The 1,123-nt window shown below is 74.7% G+C and carries 1 protein-coding gene; it reads right to left on the reverse strand.

Translation table 11 applies throughout. From position 1 onward, the window contains the following. Nucleotides 1-1,031 (reverse strand): ferrochelatase (locus tag HO151_RS02120; RefSeq protein WP_173894425.1); only part of this gene is annotated, 1,031 nt, incomplete at its 3' end. Between the last annotated feature and the right edge of the window lie 92 nt (nt 1,032-1,123).

Here is a 1,123-nt window from a genome sequence, read left to right on the forward strand (position 1 = left end):
CCGAGGGCACAGGGCCGCGCGTCCCGGCCGCTCTCCGCGGCGGCCCGCTCCAGGACGAGGTCGCGGACCGCGGCCGCGAACCTCGGGTCGGCGCCCACGGTGGCGGAGCGGCGCACCGGCAGCCCCAGCTCCCCGGCCTTCGCGGCGGCCTCCGTGTCGAGGTCGTACAGGACCTCCATGTGGTCCGAGACGAACCCGATGGGCACCATGACGACGGCCGGGACGCCGGCTGCGTGCCGCTCCTCCAGGTGGTCGCAGATGTCCGGCTCCAGCCACGGGATGTGCGGGGCTCCGGAGCGCGACTGGTAGACGAGCCGCCAGGGGTGGTCGGTGCCGGTCCGCTCGCGCACCGCGTCGGCGACGATCCGGGCGACGTCCAGGTGCTGGCGCACGTACGCCCCGCCGTCGCCGTGCGCCTCGACGGGGCCCGAGGTGTCCGCCGAGGCGGTCGGGATCGAGTGCGTCGTGAAGGCGAGGTGCGCGTCCGCGCGGACGTCCTCGGGCAGGTCGGCGAGGGACGTGAGCACGCCCTCGACCACCGGCTCGACGAAGCCCGGGTGGTTGAAGTAGTGCCGGAGCTTGTCGATCCTGGGCAGCTCCAGGCCCTCGCCCTCCAGGGTCGCCAGGGCGTCGGCGAGGTTCTCGCGGTACTGGCGGCAGCCCGAGTAGGAGGCGTACGCGCTGGTGGCGAGGACCAGGACGCGGCGGCGGCCGTCGGTGATCATCTCGCGCAGGGTGTCGGTCAGGTACGGGCCCCAGTTCCGGTTGCCCCAGTACACGGGCAGGTCGAGGCCGTGCTCCGCGAAGTCCTTGCGGAGGGCGTCCAGCAGGGCGCGGTTCTGGTCGTTGATCGGGCTGACCCCGCCGAACAGGAAGTAGTGCTGCCCCACTTCCTTGAGGCGTTCCTTGGGGATGCCCCGGCCGCGCGTCACGTTCTCCAGGAACGGGACCACGTCGTCGGGGCCCTCGGGGCCGCCGAACGAGAGCAGGAGCAGGGCGTCGTAGGGGGTGGCATCGAGCGCGTCTCGCATGCCTCGATCCTGCCACCCGCCCCCGGCGGCCGGGCACCGGCCGGGGCCGGACGGCGGCCGGGGCCGGACGGCGGCCGGGGCCGGACGGCGGC

The sequence above is a fragment of the Streptomyces sp. 8P21H-1 genome, from assembly GCF_013302945.1.